The sequence below is a fragment of the Pseudomonas sp. CMR5c genome (assembly GCF_003850545.1).
GTDB lineage: Bacteria > Pseudomonadota > Gammaproteobacteria > Pseudomonadales > Pseudomonadaceae > Aquipseudomonas > Aquipseudomonas piscis.
Map to the genome: position 1 here is coordinate 3,079,488 of NZ_CP027705.1, position 17,706 is coordinate 3,097,193.

Annotated in this window: 11 protein-coding genes; 10 read left to right on the top strand and 1 reads right to left on the bottom strand. The window is 64.3% G+C overall.

Annotation, left to right across the window (positions count from 1 at the left end; all coding sequences use genetic code 11):
* The first annotated feature begins 130 nt into the window (after nucleotides 1–130).
* From C4K40_RS14285 to C4K40_RS14330, 10 genes are all read left to right on the top strand, one after another.
* The gene (locus C4K40_RS14285) at nucleotides 131–1,582 is read left to right on the top strand and encodes a serralysin family metalloprotease (RefSeq protein WP_022638927.1); all 1,452 of its coding nucleotides are present in this window, start codon (nucleotides 131–133) and stop codon (nucleotides 1,580–1,582) included.
* 93 nt (nucleotides 1,583–1,675) lie between these two features.
* Nucleotides 1,676–2,062: an AprI/Inh family metalloprotease inhibitor gene (locus C4K40_RS14290; RefSeq protein ID WP_053129450.1), complete on the top strand. Its 387-nt coding sequence runs from the start codon at nucleotides 1,676–1,678 to the stop codon at nucleotides 2,060–2,062.
* A 210-nt stretch (nucleotides 2,063–2,272) separates the two neighbouring features.
* Entirely contained in the window at nucleotides 2,273–4,060 is a 1,788-nt protein-coding gene (locus tag C4K40_RS14295) for a type I secretion system permease/ATPase (RefSeq protein WP_022638925.1), read from the top strand.
* 14 nt (nucleotides 4,061–4,074) lie between these two features.
* Nucleotides 4,075–5,391, top strand: coding sequence for an HlyD family type I secretion periplasmic adaptor subunit (locus tag C4K40_RS14300; RefSeq protein WP_371263416.1), 1,317 nt, complete (start codon nucleotides 4,075–4,077; stop codon nucleotides 5,389–5,391).
* Between the two features lie 2 nt (nucleotides 5,392–5,393).
* Complete coding sequence (locus C4K40_RS14305; RefSeq protein ID WP_031319918.1) at nucleotides 5,394–6,755, top strand: TolC family outer membrane protein; 1,362 nt, start codon at nucleotides 5,394–5,396, stop codon at nucleotides 6,753–6,755.
* A gap of 47 nt (nucleotides 6,756–6,802) precedes the next feature.
* Nucleotides 6,803–8,488: a polyurethanase gene (locus C4K40_RS14310; RefSeq protein ID WP_053129453.1), complete on the top strand. Its 1,686-nt coding sequence runs from the start codon at nucleotides 6,803–6,805 to the stop codon at nucleotides 8,486–8,488.
* Between the two features lie 136 nt (nucleotides 8,489–8,624).
* Nucleotides 8,625–11,621 carry an autotransporter serine protease gene (locus tag C4K40_RS14315; RefSeq protein ID WP_053129456.1) on the top strand — a complete coding sequence of 999 codons (2,997 nt, stop codon included), beginning with the start codon at nucleotides 8,625–8,627 and terminating at the stop codon, nucleotides 11,619–11,621.
* 80 nt (nucleotides 11,622–11,701) lie between these two features.
* On the top strand, nucleotides 11,702–14,812 hold the full coding sequence (locus C4K40_RS14320; RefSeq protein WP_371263396.1) for an autotransporter domain-containing protein: 3,111 nt from the start codon (nucleotides 11,702–11,704) through the stop codon (nucleotides 14,810–14,812).
* A 107-nt stretch (nucleotides 14,813–14,919) separates the two neighbouring features.
* On the top strand, nucleotides 14,920–16,773 hold the full coding sequence (locus C4K40_RS14325) for a polyurethanase (protein ID WP_053129459.1): 1,854 nt from the start codon (nucleotides 14,920–14,922) through the stop codon (nucleotides 16,771–16,773).
* A 167-nt stretch (nucleotides 16,774–16,940) separates the two neighbouring features.
* Complete coding sequence (locus C4K40_RS14330) at nucleotides 16,941–17,330, top strand: hypothetical protein (protein WP_022638918.1); 390 nt, start codon at nucleotides 16,941–16,943, stop codon at nucleotides 17,328–17,330.
* A gap of 10 nt (nucleotides 17,331–17,340) precedes the next feature.
* Here C4K40_RS14330 and C4K40_RS14335 read toward each other — a convergent pair whose 3' ends face one another.
* Nucleotides 17,341–17,565 (bottom strand): YgdI/YgdR family lipoprotein, encoded by a 225-nt coding sequence (locus C4K40_RS14335; RefSeq protein WP_022638917.1) that lies wholly within the window; start codon nucleotides 17,563–17,565, stop codon nucleotides 17,341–17,343.
* Nucleotides 17,566–17,706: the final 141 nt, after the last annotated feature.

A 17,706-nucleotide genomic window follows, 5' to 3' on the forward strand; every position in this document is an offset into this window, starting at 1 on the left:
AGTAGTGGACGCCCGATTTCAAATTGTGTCAGTTTCCTTGCGCCTACTTAGGGCGAGTGATAGGACGATCTCGCCAGGGATTGTCGCTATCGGACAAAAACTGTTCCATTGATTACAAGGAAGTGTGTTTATGTCGAAAGTAAAAGTGAATGACGCTATTGATGCAGCTGAACAACAACTGGTGCCACTGGCAGCAGCAAGTTCGGCTTATAACCAGGTCAATAGCTTCAGCCACCAGTACGATCGTGGCGGCAATCTCACGGTCAATGGCAAACCTTCGTTCTCGGTCGACCAGGCTGCCACGCAGATCCTGCGTGATGGTGCTTCCTACAAGGACTTGAACGGCAATGGCAAGATCGATCTGACCTATACCTTCCTGACCTCGGCTTCCTCGAGCACCATGTACAAGCATGGTATCTCCGGGTTCAGCCAGTTCAATGCCCAGCAGAAAGCCCAGGCCGTGCTGGCCATGCAATCCTGGGCCGATGTGGCCAACGTGGTCTTCACCGAGAAGGCCTCCGGTGGTGACGGCCACATGACCTTCGGCAACTACAGCGGCGGCCAGGATGGCGCAGCGGCATTTGCCTACCTGCCGGGCACTGGCGCGGGTTATGACGGTACTTCGTGGTACCTGATCAACAACAGCTATACCCCGAACAAGACCCCGGACCTGAACAACTATGGCCGTCAGACCCTGACCCATGAGATCGGTCACACCCTGGGCCTGGCCCACCCTGGCGACTACAACGCCGGGAACGGCAACCCGACCTACAAGGATGCGACCTACGGGCAGGACACCCGCGGCTACAGCATCATGAGCTACTGGAGTGAAAGCAATACCAGCCAGAACTTCAGCAAGGGCGGGGTAGAAGCCTACGCGTCCGGTCCGCTGATCGATGACATCGCGGCGATCCAGAAGCTCTACGGAGCCAACTACGCCACCCGTGCCGGTGACACCACCTACGGCTTCAACTCCAACACCGGGCGCGATTTCTACAGCGCGACCTCGTCGGCCGACAAGCTGGTGTTTTCGGTGTGGGACGGTGGTGGCAACGACACCCTGGACTTCTCCGGTTTTACCCAGAATCAGAAAATCAACCTCAATGAGACTTCGTTCTCCGACGTTGGTGGCCTGATCGGCAACGTTTCCATTGCCAAGGGTGTGACCGTGGAGAACGCCATCGGTGGTTCGGGCAACGACCTGCTGATCGGTAACAACGTCGCCAACGAACTCAAGGGTGGTGCCGGCAACGACATCATCTACGGTGGCGGTGGTGCCGATAAGTTGTGGGGCGGTTCCGGTTCGGACACCTTCGTGTTCGGTGCCAGCACCGACTCCAAGCCGGGTGCGGCCGACCAGATCATGGATTTCGTCAGTGGCCAGGACAAGATCGATCTGACCGGTATCACCAAGGGCGCCGGCCTGCACTTCGTCAACGCCTTCACCGGCGCGGCGGGTGATGCCATCCTCACCACCTCCGGTGGTGTCAGCACCCTGTCGGTGGACTTCTCCGGGCACGGCGTGGCGGACTTCCTGGTCACCACCGTCGGCCAGGCAGCAGTCAGCGACATCGTCGCCTGAGTGAAGTAGGCGGAAGGCGACGCACATGCGTCGCCTTCCTTTGTTGTATCGGCCCTGGGGCTGAGCGATTCTACTGCGCTGACGGAGTACCCTATGACCCCACACACCTTGAGTTGCAAGGCGGCCTTGCGGCTGCTGGCGACGCTGACGATGTTTTATGGAGCGATGACCATGGCAAGCAGCCTGCGTTTGGCGGACCCCTCGGAGCTGGTTGGACACTGGCAATTGCAGCAGGCGGCCCAGCCGGGCGAGTCTTGCACGCTGGACTTGCTGCAGGGCTCGGCCCTGGGCGATGGCGCTGAATGCCTGTCCAGATGGATCGGTGAAGCCGCCGTGGGCTGGTTCCCCGAACCCGACGGCATCTCCATCACCGGGCGCGAAGGCTCCAGGGTGATCTTTTTCAGTCGCCAGCAGGAGGGCCTGTACGAGGCGCGCCTGAAAAGTGACGGTCTGATAGTCCTGCAGCGCGCTGCTAATTAACGGCTGGTGATGTTCGTCTAGTATTCGACGGCCACTATTTTGTCTTTCGCTTGACCGACAGGAGTATGTTCGGGCTGCTGTTGCAAACAGCTGTCCGAATTGTCTGTGTCCGCAGGCTTTATGAACTAAGAAGAGCACTTTGTTAGTTATGTACTACATTGTCTCCTCGCAATCGAACGCGGATTAACAGCTCAGGGATATGGTTAAAAAATGGTGAAGAACACTCATCCCGCACCACTGTTCAAGGCACTGGGCGAATATAAAGGCATCCTGATCAGCGTTGGCTGTTTTACCGCGCTGATCAACTTGCTTATGCTGGTTCCTTCTATCTATATGCTGCAAGTCTATGACCGGGTGCTGTCTTCGCAGAACGAGACCACCCTGGCGATGCTGTCGCTGATGGTGGTGGGCTTCTTCGTCTTCATCGGCCTGCTGGAAGTGCTGCGCAGCTTCATCGTCATCCGCATCGGCAGCCAGCTGGAGCGGCGCTTCAACCTGCGGGTCTACCAGGCCGCATTCGAACGCAACCTCGCCCGCGGCGAGGGATATGCCGGACAGTCCCTGGGCGACTTGACCCAGATCCGCCAGTTCCTCACCGGGCCGGCGTTGTTCGCATTCTTCGACGCCCCCTGGTTCCCCATCTACCTGCTGGTGATCTTCGCCTTCAACGTCTGGCTCGGAGTCATGGCCACCGCGGGCGCAGCCCTGCTGATCGCCCTGGCATTCCTCAACGAGGCCATGACCAAGAAGCCCTTGAGCGAGGCCAGCGGGTACTCGCAGCAGTCCACGCAGTTGGCCACCAGCCACTTGCACAACGCCGAGACCATCCAGGCCATGGGCATGCTCGGCTCCTTGCGCAAGCGCTGGTTCGGCGTGCACTCGCGGTTTCTCGGCCTGCAGAACCAGGCCAGCGACACTGGCGCGGTCATCAGTTCCCTGAGCAAGACCTTGCGCCTGTGCCTGCAATCCCTGGTGCTGGGGCTGGGCGCCTGGCTGGTGATCAAGGGCGACATGACCGCCGGGATGATGATCGCCGGCTCGATCCTCATGGGCCGGGCCCTGAGTCCCATCGACCAGCTGATCGCGGTGTGGAAACAGTGGAGCGCCGCCAAGCTGGCCTACAACCGGCTGGATTCACTGCTGCGCGAGTTTCCTCCGGGTGACAGCGCCATGTCGCTGCCCGCGCCCAAGGGCCAGGTGAGCTTCGAACAGGTCAGCGCCGGCCCGCCCGGGCGGCGCATGGCGACCCTGCAGCAGGTGAACTTCAGCATCAATGCCGGTGAAGTACTGGGGGTGCTGGGTGCTTCCGGCTCCGGCAAGTCGACCCTGGCCCGAGTGCTGGTGGGCGTGTGGCCGACCCTGGCCGGTACGGTGCGCCTGGATGGCGCCGATATCCACCGCTGGAACCGCGATGAACTGGGCCCCTACATCGGCTACTTGCCCCAGGACATCGAACTGTTCACCGGCAGCGTCGCCGAGAACATCGCGCGGTTTCGCCAGGCCGATCCGGAGCAGGTGGTCCAGGCTGCGCAGATGGCTGGGGTGCATGAGCTGATCCTGCGTCTGCCCCAGGGGTACGACACGATCCTGGGCGATGACGGCAGCGGCCTGTCCGGCGGCCAGAAGCAGCGGGTGGCCCTGGCCCGGGCGCTGTATGGCAGCCCGAGCCTGGTGGTGCTCGACGAACCCAACTCCAACCTCGACACCGTGGGCGAAAGCGCCCTGGCGGCGGCGATCGCCCAGCTCAAGGCCCGGGGGACCAGCGTGGTGCTGGTGACCCACAGGTCTTCGGTGCTGGCCCTGGCCGACAAGCTGCTGGTGCTCAATGAAGGACGCCTGCAAGCCTTCGGCCCCAGTCAGGAAGTGCTCAAGGCCCTGGCCGGCGCACAGCAAGCCCAGGCCCCGGAAGCACCTCGGGAGCGACCTGCCGCAGCGGCTCCCGGCGGCTTGAGTATGAGCCGCCAGTACCAGGCCCCGACGCGGAATCAAGGCGCATGAGCAAGGACAGCAACATGATGATCGAACAGGACTACGTGCCCGAACGGGTCGAACGCGACGCCGGTTTCTTTGCCCGCCTGGGCTGGTTCCTGGCGCTGGCCGGCGCCGGCAGTTTCTTCCTCTGGGCCGCCCTGGCCCCCCTGGACCAGGGGATCCCGGTGCAGGGCACGGTGGTGGTGTCCGGCAAGCGCAAGGCCGTGCAATCCATGAGCAGCGGTGTGGTCAGCCGGATCCTGGTGCGTGAAGGCGAAAGCGTGAAGCAGGGCCAACCGCTGTTCCGCCTGGACCAGACCCAGGTGGCGGCGGACGTGCAGTCGTTGCAGGCCCAGTACCGGATGGCCATGGCCAGCCTGGCGCGCTGGCGCAGCGAACGCGACAACCTCAAGCAGGTGGACTTCCCGGCACAACTGACCAGCAGCGATGACCCACGCCTGGCCCTGGTGCTCGAGGGCCAGCGGCAGCTGTTCAGCAGTCGACGCGAGGCCTTCATGCGCGAGCAGGCGGGGATCCGCGCCAATATCGAAGGCGCCACCGCGCAACTGGCGGGCATGCGTCGGGCCCGCAACGACCTGGGCAACCAGGCCGATTCCCTGCGCCAGCAGCTGGCTAACCTGCAACCCTTGGCCGACAACGGCTATATACCGCGCAACCGCTTGCTGGAGTATCAGCGCCAGTTGTCCCAGGTCCAGCAGGAGCTGGCGCAGAACACCGGGGAAAGTGGCCGGGTGGAGCAGGGCATCCTCGAGTCCCGGCTCAAGCTGCAGCAGCACGGCGAGGAGTACCAGAAGGAAGTGCGTAGCCAGTTGGCCGAGGCCCAGCTCAAGACCCAGACCCTGGAGCAGCAGCTGACATCCGCCGGGTTCGACCTGCAGCACAGCGAGATCATCGCCACCGCCGACGGCATCGCGGTCAACCTTGGGGTACATACCGAGGGCGCGGTGGTACGCCAGGGCGACACCTTGCTGGAAATCGTGCCCCAGGGCACCCACCTGGAAGTGGAAGGGCGGCTGCCGGTGAACCTGGTGGACAAGGTCGGCACCCAGCTGCCGGTGGACATCCTGTTCACGGCCTTCAACCAGAGCCGCACCCCCCGGGTCTCCGGCGAGGTCAGCCTGGTCTCGGCCGACCAGATGATCGATGAGCGCACCGGCATGCCGTACTACGTGCTGCGCAGCAGCGTCAGCGACCAGGCCATGGAAAAACTCGACGGCCTGGTGATCAAGCCCGGGATGCCGGCTGAGATGTTCGTGCGTACCGGCGAGCGCTCGCTGCTCAACTACCTGTTCAAGCCCCTGATCGACCGGGCTGGTTCCGCCCTGACCGAAGAATAAGGATGTCGCGTCGCATGAGTAAGTTTTCCATCCTCGCTGCAACCTTGTCCTTGCTGGTGTGCCAGGGGGCCCAGGCCATGGGGCCGTTCCAGGTCTACGAACTGGCGCTGCGCAACGACCCGGTGTTCCTTGGCGCCATCAAGGAACGCGACGCCGGCCTCGAGAACCGCATCATCGGTCGGGCCGGGTTGCTGCCCAAGTTGAGCTACAGCTACAACAAGGGCCACAACAATTCCAAGGCCACCTATCCGGACCCCCGGGGCGGTAGCCAGACCGATAAACGCAACTACGACAGCTATGGCTCGTCCCTGACCCTGCAGCAACCCTTGCTGGACTACGAGGCCTACGCCAACTACCGCAAGGGCGTGGCCCAGGCGCTGTTCGCCGACGAGAACTTTCGCAGCAAGAGCCAGGAACTGCTGGTGCGGGTCCTGGATTACTACACCAAGGCCTTGTTCGCCCAGGACCAGATCGACATCGCCCTGGCCAAGAAGAAGGCCTTCGACCAGCAATTCCAGCAGAACCGCCATCTGTTCGAGCAGGGCGAGGGCACCCGTACCGACATCCTCGAGGCCGAGTCGCGCTACGAGCTGGCCACCGCCGAGGAGATCCAGGCCCGGGACGAGCAAGACGCGGCCCTGCGCGAGCTGGCGGCGCTGATTGGCGAACCGGCCATCGACGTGCGTGACCTGGATCCGCTGCAGGAGGGCTTCCAGTCGTTCGCCTTGAGCCCGGCCAACTACGACAGCTGGCACGAAATGGCCCTGAGCAACAACCCGATGCTGGCTTCCCAGCGCCAGCGGGTGGAGGTTGCCCGCTACGAAGTGGAACGCAACCGCGCCGGACACCTGCCCAGGCTCAGCGCCTACGCGATGTCGCGCAAGAACGAATCGGAGAGCGGCAACACCTATAACCAGCGCTACGACACCAACACCATCGGTATCGAGATCAGCATGCCCTTGTATGCCGGTGGCGGCGTCTCGGCCTCGACGCGCCAGGCCAGTCGCAACATGGAGCAGGCCGAGTACGAGCTGGACGGCAGGACCCGGGAAACCCTGATTGAACTGCGCCGGCAATTCAGTGCCTGTCTATCAGGGGTGAACAAGCTGCGTGCCTATCAGAAGGCCCTGACCTCGGCCGAGGCGCTGGTGGTCTCCACCAAGCAGAGCATCCTGGGGGGCGAGCGGGTCAACCTCGACGCGCTGAACGCCGAGCAGCAGCTGTACACCACCCGACGCGACCTGGCCCAGGCCCGCTACGACTACCTGATGGCCTGGACCAAATTGCACTACTACGCAGGAACCCTGCGTGAAGCTGACCTGGCCCGGGTCGACGAGGCCTTCGGTCAACGCGCGGTGCCCTAGGCCTTTGCCGAAGGACCCGGGCACAGGGATAAAAAAGGAGAAAGCAGATGAGCATCTTCGATTACAAGAACGCCCTTGGCAGTGCCGGTAAAGCCCAGTACAGCGACGCCATCAACCTGGCCCTGTACGCCTCATCCCCTACGGGGCAGCCCTTGCCGGGCACATCCTGGCGGCCGATCAGCGCGACGCAGCTGGGCTATGAGGGCAACGTCAGCGCCCAGGGCACGATTTGCGGCGAGCAAGCCTCGGTCAGCGATGCCCAGGTGGAGATCCTCGGCAAGTACGACGCCAGTGGGCAGTTGCTGTCCATCGGCATCAGCTTTCGCGGCACCGACAGCCTGGCCGATGCGGTGAACGACCTGCAGGCGGCGTTTTCCCCGGGCTTTGCCGACAACTACAGCCGCCTGGCCTTCGACAACCTGCTGGGCAAGGTCGCTGCCTTCGCCGCTGCCCAGGGCCTGGCCGGCAAGGACGTGCTGGTCACCGGGCATAGCTTGGGTGGGCTGGGAGTCAACAGCCTGGCGGCGATGAGCGGTGAGCACTGGGGAGGTTTTTTCAAGGATGCCAACTATGTGGCCTTCGCCTCGCCTACCCAGAGCGCCGACAGTCATCAGGTGCTGAACATCGGTTATGAGAACGATCCGGTATTCCGGGTGTTGGACGGTACCCATTTCAACGGCTCATCCCTGGGCACCCATGACCGGCCCCAGGAGTCGGCGACCAACAACATCGTCAGCTTCACCGATCACTATTCGTCGCTGCTGGGCAAGCTGGTGCCCCAGAGCATCCTCAACCCCGCGTCCTGGTCGGCCCATAGTGCGGTGGACTACGCCGCGGGCCTGAATCGCCTGATCGCCTCGGATTTCTATGACCTGACCAGTCGCGATTCCACGGTGGTGATCTCCAACCTGTCCGAGGGCAAGCGCGACCAGGTCTGGGTCAAGGACCTCAACCTCTACTCTGAACAGCACAGCGGCAGCACCTTCATCATCGGCACCGATGGCAACGACCTGCTGCACGGCGGCAAGGGCAACGACTACCTGGATGGTGGTGCCGGCGATGATCGGTTCCGCGATGATGGCGGCTACAACATCATCCACGGTGGCCAGGGCCATAACGTGCTGGAGCTGCGCCAACCCTTGCAGAACTTCTCCATCGCCAACGACGGCGACGGCACCTTGTACATCCGCGATGCCTACGGCGGTATCAGCATGACCCGCGATATCGGCGCGCTGGTCAGCCACGAGCAGGGCAGCTTCTGGCAGTGGAGCGGTCGGGACGTCACCTACAGCCTCAGCGCCGACGGCATGTTCGACGGCCATGCGTGGTACGCCTACAACCATTCCCTCAATGGCGATGGCTATGGCAATACCCTGCTGGCCGGCGTCGATGGCGACTGGTTGTTCGGCCATGATGGCAACGACTTCCTGGGTAGCGACAGACCCAACGTGACCTTCGTCGGTGGCAGCGGTAACGACGTGATGCAGTCCGGCGGTGGCGGAGTGAACACCTTTTTGTTCAGCGGCAACTTCGGCGATGACCTGATCCACGGTTACCAGGCCAGCGACAAGCTGGTGTTCATGGGAGTGCCGGGGGTCGATGGCCATTTCGACTACAGCCAGCACCTGTCCCAGAGCGGTGGCGACACCTTGCTCAAGGTGGGCGACTACTCGGTGACGCTGCTGGGCGTCGGCATGGAGGGAGTCAACGGCTCGAGCTTCGTTTTCGCCTGAAGTCCAAGTCACAGGCCAGGGGCGGGCGACCGCCTCCGGCTCGATAGGGCCGCGGGCTTGCGGCCAGGCAATGCAGCGACACACCGATCGACCCGGAATGGGCGGTCCGACAACAAAAACAAGAGAAGTCATCGACATGGATGTGAGATGTGATCAGCTCAAGACGCTGACAGGCACCCTGTGCCTGGCGTTCGCCACCGGGTTGCCGCTGTCGGCTGCGGCGGCCTATCAAGAGTCCGGCCGCCTGGGCGACCCCTCCAGTTGGCGTTCGGCCGAATACCAGCAGGATTGGGGCCTGGAGCGCATGCAGGCGAACCAAGCCTACGCCGCCGGAATCACCGGCGCCGGCGTCAGCATCGGTGCCCTGGACTCGGGGTTCGATGCCGCCCACCCCGAGGCCAGTCCCGGACGTTTTCACTCGGTTACCGCCACCGGGCAGTACCTGGACGGCACCCCGTTCAGCGTGTCCGGGGTACTCAATGGCGCCAACGACAGCCATGGCACCCACGTCACCGGCACCATGGGCGCGGCCCGGGATGGCGTGGGCATGCATGGCGTGGCCTTCAATGCCCAGGTGTATGTGGGCAACACCAACAAGAACGACAAGTTGCTATTCGGCACCGACCCCGATCCGCGCTATTTCAAGGCGGTCTACGGCGCCCTGGTGGATGCCGGAGTGCGGGCCATCAACAACAGCTGGGGCAGCCAGCCCAAGGATGTCAGCTACCAGACCCTGGGTGATTTGCGCGCGGCCTATGCCCAGCATTTCCAGCAGGACACCTGGCTCGACGCCGCCGGCGACGTGGCGCGCCGCGGTGTGATCAACGTGTTCAGCGCCGGCAACAGTGGTTATGCCAATGCCAGTGTGCGTTCGGCGCTGCCGTACTTCCAGCCGGAGCTGGAAGGCCACTGGCTGGCGGTGTCGGGCCTGGACAAGAACAACCAGCAGAAATACAACCAGTGCGGCATCGCCAAGTACTGGTGCCTGGCGACCCCGGGCGCGGCGATCACCAGTACCGTGCCGGGTGGCGGTTATGCCACCTACAACGGCACCTCGATGGCCGCACCCCATGCCACCGGGGCCCTGGCTCTGGTGATGGAGCGTTATCCCTACCTGAACAACCAGCAGGCCCTGCAAGTGCTGCTGACCACCTCGCGCCAGCTCGATGGCTCGCCGACCCAGGGGCCAAGCAACCTGGTGGGCTGGGGTGTGCCGGACCTGGATCGGGCGTTGCACGGCCCCGGGCAGTTGCTGGGGGAATTCGACGTCAACCTGGGACGTGGGCAGGGCGATATCTGGAGCAACGGAATCTCCGACCAGGCCCTGGTGCAGCGCCAAGCCGAGGATGCCGCGGAACGCCAGGCCTGGCAGCAGACCCTCAAGGACCGCGGCTGGGAAAATGGCCTGGCAGCGGGAGCCAGCCAGCAGGATCGCACTGACTACGCCCTGGGCATGGCCCGGGACGCGGCCGCCGCGCAACGGGTCTACCAGGGCAGCCTGGTCAAGTCCGGCGCCGGTTGGCTGGTGCTTGCGGGGGACAGCAGCTACCGCGGTCCGACCCGGGTCGATGGCGGGTTGCTGGCGGTCAATGGCAACCTTCAGTCGGCGGTGACGGTCAACGCCGGCGGCACCCTGGGCGGCAACGGCCGGATCGCTGCCCTGACTGCCAGCGCCGGGGGCGTGGTGGCCCCGGGTAATTCCATCGGTACCTTGAATGTTGCCGGCAACCTGGATTTGCAGCCGGGCTCGACCTATCGGGTGGAGCTGTCGCCCACGGCCAGCGACCGGCTTGTGGTTGGCGGACAGGCCAGTATCGCTGGCGCCAATCTCAGCCTGGCGCCCGAGGCCCAGCCGAACCTGCTGGCCGGCGGCCCGGTGGCGAGCCTGGTGGGGCGCCAGTTCGACATCCTGCAGGCCGCGGGCGGGGTCAACGGGCGCTTCGCCCAGGTCCAGCCCGGCTACCTGTTCCTCGGGACCTTGCTCGATTATTCGGCCAACGGCGTGCAGCTGGACGTGACCCGCAGCGCCGCGACCTTCGACAGTGTCGGGGTCACGGCCAACCAGCGCGCCAGCGGCGGCGCCGTGGAGCGGTTGGGGCCGGGCAACCCCGTGTATGAAAGCCTGTTGCTCTCGACCTCGGCGGACCAGGCCCGGGATGGCCTGCGGCAGTTGGCCGGAGAGATCTACCCGGCGCTGGACTCGATGCTGCTCAGCCAGGGCGCGGTAGTGCGCGATGCCCTGGGCGAGCGTGCGCAAGGTGGGGCCCTGCAGACCAACGCCACTGGCACCACATCGGGCGAGCCGGGTGTCCAGCTCTGGCTCAAGGGCCTGGGCAGTTGGGGGCGGATCGAGGGCGTGCAGGGCAGCGAATCCTACAGCAGTTCCCTGGGCGGCATGCTGCTGGGCCTGGACCGTGACTTCGACGAGCAGACCCGGGCCGGCCTTGCCGCCGGCTACAGCGACAGCTCCCTGGGCATGGGCGGCAGCCACTCTCGGGCCACGGTCGACAGCTACCACCTTGGCGCCTATGCCCGTCACGACCTGGACCAGTGGCGCTTGAGCCTGGGCGGCAGCTACAGCTGGCACCGCGCCGAGGTCCGGCGTGACCTGGACTATGGCCAGGTGTCCGGCCGCCAGCGCGCACGGCTCGATGCCCGCAGCCAGCAGCTGTTCGCCGAGGCGGCCTATCGCCTGGCGTTGTCGGCGGTGCAGTTGGAACCCTTCGCCAACCTGACCTACCAGCACCTGGATCGCGATGCCTTCCACGAGAAGGGCGACGCTGCGGCATTGCATGCCGGTGACGAGCAGCGTGATGCCTGGCTCAGCACCCTGGGCTTGCGTGGGCGCCAGCAATGGCAACTGGGCCCGCAACAGGACCTGCAACTGGCGGCGAGCCTGGGCTGGCAGCACCGCCTGAGCGGGACCCAGGATCGCGAGCACCTGGCCTTTGCCGGTAGCGACTTGCCGTTCCGGGTGCAGACCGCGCCGGCCTTGCGCGACACCGCGCTGGTGGGCCTGCAGGCCCGGGTCGGGCTGACCCGTGACCTGGATCTGAGCCTGGACTACCAGGGACGCCTGGCCAGTCGTGAGCAACAGCATGGAGCTGGGCTCAACCTGCAGTGGCGTTTCTGAAGCGCCGTGGCACTGGCGAGCCCATGGGCTTGCCAGCCAGGCGTCGCAATACGGAGTTTGACCAACGCAGTTTTTCATCAATGCAGCTAAGGAAGGTCGTAGTGAAGCAAGTCAGAAAGGATGACCGCGCGCTCGGGCAGGGCTGGTCCCTGGCCCCACTGGGGCGAGTGCTGGTGGGTTGGGCAGCGTTAGTGGGCACGACCCAGGCCGCGCCCTACGTCGAGACTGGACGGCTGGGCGATGCCAGCAGCTGGCGCAGCAGCGAATTCAAGGCCGACTGGGGGTTGGGGGCGATCAACGCCGACAGCGCCTATGCCGCCGGCTACAGCGGCAAGGACGTCAAGCTGGGGATCTTCGACCAACCGGTGTATGCCAAGCACCCGGAGTTCGCCGGCAAGGACAAGATCGTGACCCTCATCACCAGTGGCACCCGCCAGTACACCGACCCCTACATCCCGGTGAAGGCCGGCGATGCCTTCCGCTATGACGGCAGCCCGTCGGTGGGTTCGGATGGCAAGCTGGGTTCCCACGGCACCCACGTCGGCGGCATCGCTGCTGGCAACCGTGATGGCGTAGAGATGCATGGCGTAGCCTATGACGCGCAGATCATCAGCGCCGACAACGGCGACCCCGGCCCCGAGGACGGCATCGTCCTGGGCAACGACGGCGCGGTGTACAAGGCCGGCTGGGACAGCCTGGTGGCCAGCGGCGCACGGATCATCAACAACAGCTGGGGCATCGGCATCACCGATCGCTTCGCCAAGGGCGGGCGCAATCCGGACTTCCCGCATTTCACCGTGGACGACGCCCGTGCGCAGTTCGCGCAGATCCAGCCGTTGCTGGGCACCTTGCCCGGCGGAGCCTATGACGGCGCCATCGCGGCGGCCCGTAGCGGAGTCCTGACCATCTTCGCCGCCGGCAACGACTACAACCTGAACAACCCCGATGCGATTGCCGGACTGGGCTATTTCGTCCCGCAAATCGCTCCCAACTGGATGACCGTGGCGGCGTTGCAGCAGAACCCCGACACCAGCAGCGCCAATCCGTACGTGATCAGTACGTTCTCGTCCCGCTGCGGCTATACCGCGAGCTTCTGCGTATCGGCCCCAGGTACCCGGATCTACAGCGCGGTGATTGGCGGTACCAGCCTGGAAGACCTGACCCTGGGCTACGCCAACAAGAATGGCACGTCCATGGCCGCGCCCCATGCCGCAGGAGCGGCGGCGGTGCTGATGGAGCGTTTTCCCTACATGAGCGGCGCGCAGATCGCCAGCGTGCTGCGTACCACTGCCACCGACCTGGGCGCGCCGGGCATCGATGCCCTGTACGGCTGGGGCATGATCAACCTGGACAAGGGCATCCGTGGCCCGGGCATGTTGGTTACCGAGCAGGACATTCCCGAGGAGTTCCGCATCGCCGGCGGTTACGGCCCGAGCCAGTTCGTGGTCGACCTGCCGGGAGTCGGCGCCCTGGTGGATGCCGGCAAGCCGACCCAGCGGCGTTGCAACGACCTGAGCTGCATGCTGGATCTGTGGAGCAACGATATCTCCGGCCACGGCGGCCTGACCAAGCAGGGCATCGGCACCCTGGTGCTTACCGGCAACAACAGCTATTCCGGACCGACCCTGGTCAACCAGGGACGCCTGGCGGTCAATGGTTCGCTGCAATCGACGGTGACGGTCAACGACGGCGGCGTGCTGGGCGGCAATGGCCGGATCGGCGCGCTGGTGGCCAATGCCGGCGGCGTGGTGGCTCCGGGCAATTCCATCGGCACCCTGCACGTCAGTTCCGACGTGACCTTCCAGCCGGGCTCGACCTATGCCGTGGAGGTGGACGCCGCAGGCAGCGACCGCCTGGTCAGTGATGGCAAGGTCAGCCTGGGCGGTGCCAACCTGGCCCTGGATCTGCAGAACCCCGGGGTTTCGTTGCAGTCCCGGCAAGCCACGAGCCTGGTGGGACGGCAATTCGACATCCTGGATGCCGCAGGTGGGGTACAGGGTGGTTTCGCCAATGTGCAGTCCAATTCGCTGTTTCTCGGGGGTGGCCTGGCCTATACCGGCAGCGGGGTCCAACTGGCCGTGCAGCGCAACGCCACGTCCTTCGCCAGTGTCGGCTTGACCGCCAACCAGCGTTCGGTGGCCGCGGCCGCCGATCAGCTTGGCGCGGGCAATCCGGTCTACGAGAGCCTGCTGTTGTCGGCCAATGCCAGCAGCGCGCAGCAGGCTTTCGATCAACTGTCCGGGGAAATCCACCCGGCGGTGGGTAACCTGCTGCTCAACGACAGCCGCCAGCTGCGCGATGCCGTGGGCGCGCGTACCCGTCAGCAGGACATCGCCGCCGCTCCGGCAGCGGAAGGCCAGGGCAACGGCCTGTGGGTCAAGGCCCTGGGAGCCTGGGGCAAGGCCGACGGTGACTCCGGACATGCGCGCTATAGCAGTTCGATTGGCGGCATGTTGCTGGGTATCGACGGGCAGATGAGCGAGGACACCCGCGTCGGGGTCTTCACCGGCTACAGCGACAGCTCGCTGAGCATGGGCGATGACCGTCACTCTTCGGCCAGTGTCGACAGCTACCATCTGGGTGCCTATGCCGGCAAGGAGCTGGAGCAGGTGCGCCTGAGCCTGGGCGGCAGCCACAGCTGGCACCGCATCGAGACCAAGCGCGAGCTGCAGTACAACGAGGTCTCCGATCGCCAGAAGAGCAAGCGCGATGCCCAGAGCACCCAGGTGTTCGGCGAGGCCGCGTGGAAGGTCGCGCTGCCGAGCATGGCGCTGGAACCGTTCGCCAACCTGGCCTATGTGCATATCGCCAGCGACAGCTTCAAGGAGCATGGCGGCGCCGCCGCGCTCAAGGGGGGGCAGGACAATCGCGATGCCTGGCTCTCGACCCTGGGCATGCGTGCCGGCAAGCAACTGCAATTGTCCAGCGGCCAGGCGCTGGAGTTGTCCGCCACCCTGGGCTGGCAGCACAACCTGAGTTCCACCGGGTCCGACCAGCACCTGGCCTTCGCTGGCCAGGGCGACACCTACAAGGTCCAGGCGCTGTCCCTGGATCGCGATGCGGCGGTGGTCGGCGCACGGGCGGGAATCGCCCTGGGCCGCCAGGCCCGGGTCAACCTGGACTACAACGCACTGCTGGGTAGTCGCGACAAGAGCCACGGGGTCGGCCTGACCCTGGATTGGGCGTTCTGAGGCCCCGGCAACGGATATGCAAGGTGTTGTACCAGCCCGCGAACCTGGCAACGGGTTCGCGGGGCACGAGCTATCTCTGAAAACTCCAACAAAAGAGAGGCAATACCATGGGTGTCTATGACTACAAAAACCTCAGTACGGCTGAATCCAAGGCGCTGTTCACCGATGCCATGGCCATCACGCTGTATTCCTACCACAACCTCGACAACGGCTTTGCCGTGGGTTACCAGCACAATGGCTTCGGCCTCGGCCTGCCGGCGACCCTGATCACCGCGCTGATCGGCAGTAGCGATTCCCAGGGGGTGATCCCCGGCATTCCCTGGAACCCTGATTCGGAAAAGGCCGCCAAGGAGGCGCTGAACAAGGCGGGTTGGTCCTCCATCAGCGCCCAGCAACTGGGCTATACCGGCAAGGTCGATGCCCGCGGGACTTTCTTCGGGGAAAAGAACGGCTATGAGACGGCCCAGGTGGAGATCCTCGGCAAGTACGATGCAGAAGGGCACCTGAGTTCCATCGGCATCGCCTTTCGCGGTACCAGTGGGCCGCGGGAGTCGTTGATCAGCGACTCTATCGGCGACCTGATCAGCGACCTGCTGGCAGCGCTGGGGCCCAAGGACTACGCCAAGAACTACGCCGGCGAGGCCTTCGGCAAGCTGCTGGGGGATGTCGCGGCCTTCGCCCAGGCCAATGGCCTGTCCGGCAAGGACATCCTGGTCAGTGGCCACAGCCTGGGCGGCCTGGCGGTCAACAGCCTGGCGGACCTGAGTGGTGGACGCTGGTCGGGCTTCTTCAAGGACGCCAACTACATCGCCTATGCCTCGCCGACCCAGAGTGCCAGCGACAAGGTGCTGAACATCGGTTATGAGAACGACCCGGTGTTCCGCGCTCTCGACGGCTCGAGCTTCAACCTGGCCTCGGTGGGCATCCACGATACCCATCAGGCGTCGGCCACCAACAACATCGTCAACTTCAACGACCACTACGCCTCGACCCTATGGAACGTGGTGCCGTTCTCGATCCTCAAGATCTCCACCTGGATCTCCCACCTGCCCACCGGCTATGGCGATGGCCTGACCCGGGTGCTGGACTCGAAGTTCTATGAGTACACCAGCAAGGACTCCACCATCGTGGTGGCCAATCTGTCGGACCCGGCCCGGGCCACCACCTGGGTCCAGGACCTGAACCGCAATGCCGAGACCCACAAGGGCAGCACCTTCATCATCGGCACCGACGGCAACGACCTGATCCAGGGTGGCAGCGGCAACGATTACCTGGAGGGTCGCGATGGCAACGATACCTTCCGTGATGCCGGCGGCTACAACATCATCCTCGGCGGCAAGGGCAGCAACGTCCTCGACTTGCAGCACTCGGTGAGCGACTACAGCTTCGCCAGCGACGGCGCCGGCACCCTGTATGTGCGCGACGCCAACGGCGGGATCAGCATCACCCGCGACATTGGCGCGATCCAGAGCAAGGAACCGGGGTTCCTCTGGGGCTTGTTCAAGGACGACGTGGTACACCAGGTCACCGACCAGGGGCTGAAGGTTGGTGACGAACTGACCCGCTACGCCTCGTCGGTGCGGGGCGATGCCGGCGACAACGTGCTCAAGGCCCATGCCGGCGGCGACTGGCTGTTCGGACTGGATGGCAACGACCACCTGATCGGTGCTCAGGGCAACGATGTATTCGTCGGCGGGGCCGGCAACGACCTGATGGAGTCGGGGGGCGGCAACAATACCTTCCTGTTCACCGGCCACTTCGGCCAGGATCGTATCGTCGGTTACCAAGGCGGCGACAAGCTGGTGTTCATGGGCGTCAGCGGGGTCCTGCCGGAACAGGACTACCGGGCCCATGCCAGCAGCAGCGGCAACGATACCGTACTGACCTTCGGCCAGGACTCGGTGACGCTGGTGGGCGTCAGCCTCACGCAGCTCAACGGTTCCGGCATCACCATCGCCTGACAGGCGAGCAGCGCGACTTCGACAGGACTCGCGCTGTTTTTGGGCAATTAAGTGACTGCTTGGTCAACCAGTGACTCCAATACTCTTAAAGTGTCGTGGCGCCGATGCGTTACTTCAGGCACATGACACGCGGTGCAATCGATTCAAGGTATTGGAGAGTTTTGACAGTGAGTAGCAGCAAGAGGTATGCGAGCGGCCTGGTGCTGGCCCTGTGGGCCACGTTGGCATCGGCCGGGGAGCTGCCTCCCAGTTCGATCCTGAAACGCTACGGGATCAGCCCGGACCAACTGCCGGCGGGGCAGCCGGTACCAGCAGACAGCCAACCGACCAACACCAGCCGCTTCCGGCTGGAGCCCGAGCAGCCAGTGGTGAATCTGCGCCTGGGCGACAACAAGGTTCCGGACACTACCGGCAACATCAGCATCGATAATGCCAACGCCCGGGAGCGTCAGCGCTGCCGACAGGTAAGGGATGAACTGGTCAAGCGTGGCAAGGCTGCCGGGGTGTTCTGTGAACCGGGGCAGGGCGGTTTGCCCTGGTCACCCTGGTCGCCCTGAGCCGGGCGGGTCACTTTTCCTTGCGGACGGTGGCGACATCGTCGGCCTTGACCCGGATGGTCTTGCCGGAGATGTCCTGGAACTCATAGAAACCGTCGGTGGTCTTGGTCTTGGGTTGGTCGCGGGTCAGGTACTGGGTACCGTTCTGCAGGGTTACCACGGTGGGGGTGGAGCAGCCTGCCAGGGCCAGGGTGGCGAGGATGGCCAGGGGCAGGCCCAGGTTCTTCAGGTTCATACAGACCTCGATATCGATGGGGTATCCGCATTGCGCGGGCACTATAAGTCCTGGCCCTTGGTGTAGTGAAGACGACGAAAGTTCGCTGGTCCATGGAAAAAATCTTCTCTCCACCATTTATCCAATAACGTTTGCCAGGCA

What these genes read in the sequence shown, in the direction of transcription:
- C4K40_RS14305 (WP_031319918.1), top strand. Translation starts at nt 5,394, where the DNA reads ATGTCGCGTCGCATGAGTAAGTTTTCCATCCTCGCTGCAACCTTGTCC.
- C4K40_RS14320 (WP_371263396.1), top strand. Translation starts at nt 11,702, where the DNA reads ATGCAGCTAAGGAAGGTCGTAGTGAAGCAAGTCAGAAAGGATGACCGC.
- C4K40_RS14300 (WP_371263416.1), top strand. Translation starts at nt 4,075, where the DNA reads ATGATGATCGAACAGGACTACGTGCCCGAACGGGTCGAACGCGACGCC.
- C4K40_RS14335 (WP_022638917.1), bottom strand. Translation starts at nt 17,565, where the DNA reads ATGAACCTGAAGAACCTGGGCCTGCCCCTGGCCATCCTCGCCACCCTG.
- C4K40_RS14325 (WP_053129459.1), top strand. Translation starts at nt 14,920, where the DNA reads ATGGGTGTCTATGACTACAAAAACCTCAGTACGGCTGAATCCAAGGCG.
- C4K40_RS14310 (WP_053129453.1), top strand. Translation starts at nt 6,803, where the DNA reads ATGAGCATCTTCGATTACAAGAACGCCCTTGGCAGTGCCGGTAAAGCC.
- C4K40_RS14285 (WP_022638927.1), top strand. Translation starts at nt 131, where the DNA reads ATGTCGAAAGTAAAAGTGAATGACGCTATTGATGCAGCTGAACAACAA.
- C4K40_RS14315 (WP_053129456.1), top strand. Translation starts at nt 8,625, where the DNA reads ATGGATGTGAGATGTGATCAGCTCAAGACGCTGACAGGCACCCTGTGC.
- C4K40_RS14290 (WP_053129450.1), top strand. Translation starts at nt 1,676, where the DNA reads ATGACCCCACACACCTTGAGTTGCAAGGCGGCCTTGCGGCTGCTGGCG.
- C4K40_RS14295 (WP_022638925.1), top strand. Translation starts at nt 2,273, where the DNA reads ATGGTGAAGAACACTCATCCCGCACCACTGTTCAAGGCACTGGGCGAA.